At 70.2% G+C, this 6865-nt stretch carries 7 protein-coding genes and 1 pseudogene; 4 read left to right on the plus strand and 4 right to left on the minus strand.

Annotated features, from left to right (window positions below; translation table 11 throughout):
- Window positions 1-449 (plus strand): annotated as a pseudogene (locus DIZ27_RS43640) (2-oxoacid:ferredoxin oxidoreductase subunit beta); the annotation flags it as partial.
- Window positions 450-679: 230 nt separating this feature from the next.
- Here the strand turns inward: DIZ27_RS43640 and DIZ27_RS43645 are convergent.
- Window positions 680-2944 (minus strand): MMPL family transporter, encoded by a 2265-nt coding sequence (locus DIZ27_RS43645; protein ID WP_181384020.1) that lies wholly within the window; start codon window positions 2942-2944, stop codon window positions 680-682.
- 420 nt (window positions 2945-3364) lie between these two features.
- On the opposite strand from DIZ27_RS43645, the gene DIZ27_RS46420 reads away from it, so the two are divergent.
- Window positions 3365-3505, plus strand: a complete 141-nt coding sequence (locus tag DIZ27_RS46420) for a hypothetical protein (RefSeq protein WP_181384021.1) — start codon at window positions 3365-3367, stop codon at window positions 3503-3505.
- 86 nt (window positions 3506-3591) lie between these two features.
- Here the strand turns inward: DIZ27_RS46420 and DIZ27_RS43655 are convergent, their stop codons facing one another.
- Window positions 3592-4281, minus strand: a complete 690-nt coding sequence (locus tag DIZ27_RS43655; RefSeq protein WP_109383808.1) for a DUF4097 family beta strand repeat-containing protein — start codon at window positions 4279-4281, stop codon at window positions 3592-3594.
- A gap of 495 nt (window positions 4282-4776) precedes the next feature.
- Here DIZ27_RS43655 and DIZ27_RS43660 point away from each other — a divergent pair, with 495 nt between their 5' ends.
- Window positions 4777-5040, plus strand: coding sequence for an MFS transporter (locus DIZ27_RS43660; RefSeq protein ID WP_146229141.1), 264 nt, complete (start codon window positions 4777-4779; stop codon window positions 5038-5040).
- Window positions 4965-5267: a hypothetical protein gene (locus tag DIZ27_RS43665; protein ID WP_146229142.1), complete on the plus strand. Its 303-nt coding sequence runs from the start codon at window positions 4965-4967 to the stop codon at window positions 5265-5267. The genes DIZ27_RS43660 and DIZ27_RS43665 overlap by 76 nt, the downstream gene beginning before the upstream one ends.
- A gap of 164 nt (window positions 5268-5431) precedes the next feature.
- Here the strand turns inward: DIZ27_RS43665 and DIZ27_RS43670 are convergent, their stop codons facing one another.
- Both DIZ27_RS43670 and DIZ27_RS43675 read right to left on the minus strand, forming a co-directional pair.
- Window positions 5432-6223: an ABC transporter permease gene (locus tag DIZ27_RS43670; protein ID WP_109383811.1), complete on the minus strand. Its 792-nt coding sequence runs from the start codon at window positions 6221-6223 to the stop codon at window positions 5432-5434.
- The coding region (locus DIZ27_RS43675) for an ATP-binding cassette domain-containing protein (protein ID WP_146229143.1) at window positions 6220-6865 on the minus strand (646 nt) is incomplete at its 5' end. The genes DIZ27_RS43670 and DIZ27_RS43675, both read right to left, overlap by 4 nt.

Here is a 6865-nt window from a genome sequence, read left to right on the forward strand (position 1 = left end):
CGGGCACGGCGCTGGTCGAGATCTACCAGAACTGCAACATCTTCAACGACGGCGCCTTCGAGGTCCTCAAGGACCGCCGGCAGGCCGAGGAAGCGGTGATCCGGCTGGAGCACGGCAGCCCGATCCGCTTCGGCACCGCCCAGGCGAAGGGCGTGGTGCGGGACCGGGCCACCGGCGATCTGAAGGTGGTCGCGGTGACCCCGCAGAACGAGGCGGAGGTCCTGGTCCACGACGCGCGCTCGGCGTCGGCGACCACCGCGTTCGCGCTGTCCCGGCTCGCCGATCCGGACACCCTGCACCAGACCCCGATCGGCGTCTTCCGCTCCGTGGACCGCCCGGTGTACGACACGCTGATGGCCGAGCAGTTGGACGACGCCGTCGAGCGGCACGGCAAGGGCGAGCTCGGCGCGCTGTTCGCGGGCAACGACACCTGGACCGTCGTCGGATGAAGCCGTCCTCGTGCTGCGCGCCGGACCCGGGCGCGGTTCAGCGGCTCCGTCCGCGGGGCCGCTGAAACCGCGTCAGAGAGACACCGGAGAGCCCAGGACGTCGAAAGCCCCCTCCAGCACTGCGGTCAGTCGGCGCATGCGACCGGGGCGGGGCGGCCCGCACACATGAACGGCCCGGCGCGACCTGAACCAGGTCGCGCCGGGCCGCGGTCGTTCACCCGCGCAGCGCCTCAGTGCACGAGGTCCCGCTCGTGCTCCGGCCCGCTCTGCGGCACCCGCGGCGGACCGGACTGCAGCAGCTGCTGCAGTTTCTCACCCTCGACGTCCACGTTCGGCAGCAGCCGGTCGAGCCACTTCGGCAGCCACCAGGCGGCGTTGCCGAGCAGAGAGTGCACGGCGGGCACGATCGCCATCCGGACCACGAAGGCGTCGAACAGGACGGCCGAGGCGAGGCCGAAGCCCATCATCGCGACCAGGTCGTCGACCTCGAAGACGAAACCCGAGAAGACGCTGATCATGATCAGCGCGGCGGCCACGACCACCCGGCCGCTGTGGCGGAAGCCGGTGACGATGGCCTCCTTCGCCGGTGCGCCGTGGACGTACGCCTCACGCATCCGTGTGACCAGGAAGACCTCGTAGTCCATGGCGAGGCCGAAGACCACACCGATCATGAAGACCGGCAGCGTCGTCATGATCGGGCCGGTCTGCTCGACGCCGAGGATGTCGGCGGCCCAGCCCAACTGGAACACCGCGACCAGCGCGCCGAGCGCCGCGCTCACCGAGAGCAGGAAGCCGAGCGCCGCCTTCAGCGGGACCAGGACCGAGCGGAACACCAGGAGCAGCAGCAGGAAGGCCAGGCCGACCACCAGGCCCAGGTAGGGCAGCAGCGCGTCGGACAGGCTCTGCGAGAAGTCGATGAACAGCGCGGTCTGGCCGGTCACCAGGATCTCGGTGGCACCCGAGGACGCCTCGAGCGAAGTGGTCTTCGCGCGGATGTCCTTGACCAGTTGTTCGGTCTTGGCGTCGGTCGGGCCGGTTTTCGGGACGATGCTGAAGATGGCGGTGTCGCCGGCCTTGTTGGCGGTGGCCTTGGAGACCGAGGCGACGCTCGCGGTCTTCTTCAGGGTCTCGCCGACCTTGTCGCCGACGGCGGCCGCGTCCTCGCCCTGGACGGTCACCGTCAGCGGGCCGTTGAAGCCGGGCCCGAAGGAGTCGGACAGCAGGTCGTACGCCTTGCGCTGGGTGGTGTCGGTCGACAGCGTGCCCTCGCCGGGCAGGCCGAGCTCCAGCTTGGTGGCGGGCAGGGCGATCGCGCCGAGGGCGGCGACGGCGAGGAAGAGCACACCGAGCGGGTGGCGCACTACGAAGGAGGCCCAGCGGGTGGACAGGTTCGGCTTGGTCCGCGCGGCCAGCTTCGCTGCTTTCTTCTCGGACCTGCGCAGCTTGCGCGCCGACAGCGGCTTCTTGGCCTGGACGAGGTGGCGGTCCGCGACCCGCAGTACCCGGCGCGGCGCGAAGCCGAGCAGGGTGGGTACGAAGGTGACCGCGATCAGCACGGCGACGGCGACCGTACCCGCCGCGGCGAGAGCCATCTTGGTGAGGACCGGGATGTTGATGACCGCGAGACCGGCCAGCGCGATGATGACCGTGAGCCCGGCGAAGACGACGGCCGAACCTGCGGTGCCGGTCGCGAGGCCCGCGGCCTCCTCCGGGGTGCGGCCCTCGGAGATCTCGGCGCGGTAGCGGGAGACGATGAACAGTGCGTAGTCGATGCCGACCGCGAGGCCGAGCATCATCGCCAGGGTCGAGGTCGTGGCGGACAACCCGAGGGTGGAGCCGAGCGCGGCGATGCCGGAGACGCCGACGCCCACCCCGATCAGGGCGGTGAGCAGCGGCATACCGGCGGCGAGCACCGAGCCGAAGGTGAGGAACAGGACGATGGCCGAGATCAGCACACCGATCTGCTCACCGGTGCCGGACACGGTCTGCTCGATCGCGACCGCGTCACCGCCCGCCTCGACGGTCAGGCCGCCGTCGCGGGCCCGGTCGGTCGCCTTGGTGAGCGCGTCGTGCGCCTCGTCGGTGAGGTCGGGTGCGGCGGCCTTGTAGATCACCACGGCATAGGCGGTGCGGCCGTCCCCGCTGATCGAACCGGTGGTGAACGGGTCGGCGACGCCCGCCACTTGGGGCGCCGTGCCGAGCTCGCCGAGAAGCTCGTCGATCGCCGCCTTCTCGTCGGCGATCTTCTTGCCCTCGGGCGCACGGATCACCACACGGGCGGTGGCGCCGTCGGCGCCGGAGTCCGGAAACTTCTCCTCGAGCAGGTCGAGCGCTTTCTGCGACTCGGTGCCCGGCATGGAGAACTGCTCGACCGGAGGTGTGGGAGCAGTCGAGGCCGCGGCGCCTACACCGCAGACGATCAGCACCCACAGCAGGGTTACGAGGCCACGTCGCCGGAAGGCGAAGCGGCCGATTCTGTACAGGAAGGTAGCCACGGGAAACCGCACTTCCATCGAGTAGGGGAGGGGGAACCTATGTGGTCGACCGCCTCGGCGTGAGCGCAGGGCGGTGGGCTTTGACATGTGCGCACGTTGACCCGATGAGCGGTCAAGGAGCTGGATTTTCTGCGGGCACGGTCACCGTCCCCTGCTGCACCGGCGGTCGTGTGGCCTGGCCGCGGCGGGCGGCGAAGACGTGGAAGCGCAGGATGAGGAAGCGGCCTGTGCCGGCGAGGCCGGAGGCACCGAGACAGACTGTCTGCCCGGTCACCATGCCGGGGAGGGCTGTAGTGGATGCGGGACCCGTACGGCGATGCTGTGGCCGGGTAGTCGACCGTCGCCGAGCCCGCGGACTGCCAGTGCTCTTGCCGTCCGGCGCTGAGCCCTTCGGCGAAGGTGAAGCGGGCGTGGATTTCGGTGCGCAGCAGGGTGGAGGCCATGGTGATGACCGCGTTCGAGACCGCCCAGGGCATCATCACGGCCGACAGCGACACCGCGAAGCCGGAGAGGAATCCGACGCCGCCACCGAAGGTCGCGAACCGGATGAAGGGGGTGTGAGGTCGGGGCCGGCCAAAGTCGCCACATCGGACTTGTGTGTGAGCGGCGACTTCAGGGCGGCGCCCTTCCTCAAGCGCTGGGTGCTGTCACAGGCTGCGGGCGGTGATGTCGCCGTAGGAGGTGGTCGCGTGGACGGCCAGGCCGGGGGCGGGGCCGTCGGTGTTGTTCAGCTCGTTGTGGACCCGGCCGTGGGCGGTGCCCGCGTCCAGGGAGGCGGAGACTCCGCGGGCGGCACCGACCGTGATGTCGCCGTGGTCGGTGCGCAGCACGACGGTGCCGCGTGTGGCTTCGGTGATGKTCAGGTCGCCCTTTCGGGTGCTGATCTCGGCGGAGCCGTTCAGGCGGCCGACGGTGATGTCGCCGGCTTGGAGGGTGAGGCGGGCGCTCGCGGTCTCGTCGAGCTTGACCGTGCCCTGTGCGCCGTCGAAGGTCACGTCGCCGAGCCGTCCGGCGCCGCGGAGTTCGGCGCTGGCGGCCTTGGCTTCGATGCTGGAGCCGACGGGCAACTGGACGGTCACCTCAAGGGCTCCGGAAGGGCCGAAGAGCCGGTTCTTCACCGGGGTCTCGATGCGCAGGACGCCGTCGGCGTAGTCGACCATGGTCTGCTCGGCCGTCTTCACGTCCCGGCTCTTCGAGGCGTCCGCGGGCAGGACCTCGACGGTGGTGTCGGCCCGGTCGGCGGCGATGAACCGGATGTTTCCGGCGGGAATGTCCAGGACGGCCGCGATGGGGGCGGGGGTGTCGAACGTGTGTGTCGTGCTCTGGTGCTTCTGCATCGCGAGCTCCTTGCTCGATTTTTCCGATGACAGAAACGCTACGTTGCATTCATCGATCTGGCAATCAGTCCATTGCGTAATGCTGCCATCTTCGCAGGTAGTTGCCGGAAAATCGTTGCAATGCCTCTGGAGCTAATGCAACATCGCTTACCCTGTCCGTTGCAATGGATTGAGGGTGAACGATGCTGGGAGGCAGGCCCGCCCGCCCGCCCGCCGGTCGTCGGTGGCGGTCGGCAGAGCCAGGCCCGTCCTCCAGGCCCGCTCCGGCGGTTCTGCAGCCGACATGGATGGCTTCGGGCCGTCTTCGGTTCGGCTTCAGGTGAGGCTGGACCGGTGTTCCGGCAGCTCTTGGGAGGGTGGTCGGCGACTGCCGTCCGTCCTCAGGAGGCCGTTCATGACCGCGCAGGTGTCGGTGGTGTCCGAGGCACCCGGACGCGCGGCCGCGGCCGAGCACGTGGCGCCGCCGCGCTCGCGGTGATCGCCGGGTGCAACGCGATGATCCAGCTCGACGACCCGAGCGTGAACATCGCGCTGCCGGGCCTGCGCGAGGCACTCGGACTGCCCGCCGTGGGCGCGGTCAGCACCGCCGAGGGGCTGCTCCTCGCGGGAACGCTCACCTCGTTCAGCTCCTGGCACTGGGTGCTGTACCTCGACGTACCGCTGGGCCTGACGATCCTGTTGCCGTGGCGCCGCGGCTGTTCGCCGACCGCGACCGGCTGCTCGCGTACCTGGGGACGCTTGCGGTGCCCGGCGTACTGATCGGTGCGTGCTTCTTCCTCAACCGGTACGTCCGGCAGCAGCACGGCTGGCCGGCGCCGGCCAGCGCCTGGGCACTGCTGCCGCCGACTGTTCTGGGTGGTTCGATCGACCTGGCCACGCTCGTCATGGTCTCCTCGCATACCGGCGGGACGGCGGGCGGGTTCGCCACCGGGGCGGCCTTCGCGGGCTGCGCGCTGCCGACGGGGCTGCTCCTGCGGCACCGCTGAGAGCGGCGCCCGGAATCCCGGTCCCACGTCCGCTGAGGCAGCGGCCAGGAATCGGCCGAGGAAGGCCCGTCGCAGCCATCGGAGTGATGGCGGTGACGGGCCTTCGCGGGTGGGGCGGTTCGCTGGGACGGGGCTGCGGGAGGCGGCCCGCGCTGTCCTGGTGGCTACTTGGGGTCGCGGTCGAACTGGGACTTGGACCAGAAGTAGCCGAGGACGACGAGGCCCAGGCACCAGGCGATGGCGAGCCACCCGTGGTGGCCGATCTCGCTGCCGAGGAGGAGTCCGCGCAGGGTTTCGACGGCGGGCGTGAAGGGCTGGTACTCGGCGATGGGCTGGAACCAGCCGGGCATCGCGTCGACCGGGACGAAGGTGCTGGAGATGAGCGGGAGGAAGATCAGCGGCATGGCGCTGTTGCTGGCGGCCTCGGCGTTCGGGCTGGACAGGCCCATGCCGACCGCGATCCAGGTGAGGGCCAGGGAGAACAGCGTGAGCAGGCCGAGCGCCGCCAGCCACTCCAGGACCGTGGCATCCGTGGAGCGGAACCCGATGGCCACGGCGACGGCCGCGACGAGGAGCACGGCCATCACGCACTGCAGCACGCTGCCGACCACGTGTCCGACGAGCACCGACCCGCGGTGGATCGCCATCGTGCGGAAGCGGGCGATGATGCCCTCGGCCATATCCGTGGCGACGGACACCGCGGTGCCGATGGTGGTGGAGCCGATGGTCATCAGCAGGATGCCGGGGACGAGGTAGGCGATGTACTCGGAGCGGTCCGCCCCGCCGTCCCCGATGCCCGCGCTCATCGCGTCGCCGAAGATGTAGACGAACAGCAGCAGCAGCATGACCGGCGTGAGCAGCAGGTTCAGGGTGAGGGCGGGGTAGCGCCGGGCGTGCAGGAGGTTGCGGCGCAGCATCGTGGACGAGTCGCGCACGGCGAGGGAGAGGGAGCTCATCGGACAGCCTCCTTGGGCTGGCTGGGCACGGTGGAGCCGGTCAGGGCGAAGAACACGTCGTCGAGGTCGGGGGTGTGCACGGTCAGCTCGTCCGCCTCGATGCCGACGGTGTCCAGCCGGTCGAGTACGGAACGCAGCGCGCGCTGGCTGCCGTCGCTGGAGAGCCGCAGCGCGAGCGCCTCGTCGTCCCGGGTCACCTCGCTCAGCGCGAGGGCGGCGGACCGGTAGGCGGCCGGGTCGGTGAAGCGGAGCCGGACGTGTCCGCCGGGGACGAGCCGCTTGAGATCTTCGGCGGTGCCCTCGGCGGCGATCCTGCCGTCGTTCAGCACCGCGATGCGGTCGGCGAGTTCGTCGGCCTCCTCCAGGTACTGGGTGGTCAGGAAGACCGTCGTGCCGCCGGAGACGAGCTCGCGGATGATCTGCCACATGGTGTGGCGGCTGCGCGGGTCGAGGCCGGTGGTCGGCTCGTCGAGGAAGATGATCCGCGGGTYGCCGACCAGCGTCAKGGCGATGTCCAGGCGGCGTTTCATGCCGCCGGAGTAGCTCTGGGCGGGCTTCTTCGCGGCGCCGACGAGGTCGAACCTCTCCAGTAACTCGGCGGTGACCCGCCGAGTTACTGGAGAGGTTCGACCTCGTCGGCGC

Source organism: Streptomyces sp. NWU339, assembly GCF_003143855.1.
GTDB lineage: Bacteria > Actinomycetota > Actinomycetes > Streptomycetales > Streptomycetaceae > Streptomyces.

Bases quoted from the DNA above. Each gene is read 5' to 3' on its own strand.
- DIZ27_RS43660 (WP_146229141.1), top strand. From the start codon at position 4,777: ATGATCCAGCTCGACGACCCGAGCGTGAACATCGCGCTGCCGGGCCTG.
- DIZ27_RS43670 (WP_109383811.1), bottom strand. From the start codon at position 6,223: ATGAGCTCCCTCTCCCTCGCCGTGCGCGACTCGTCCACGATGCTGCGC.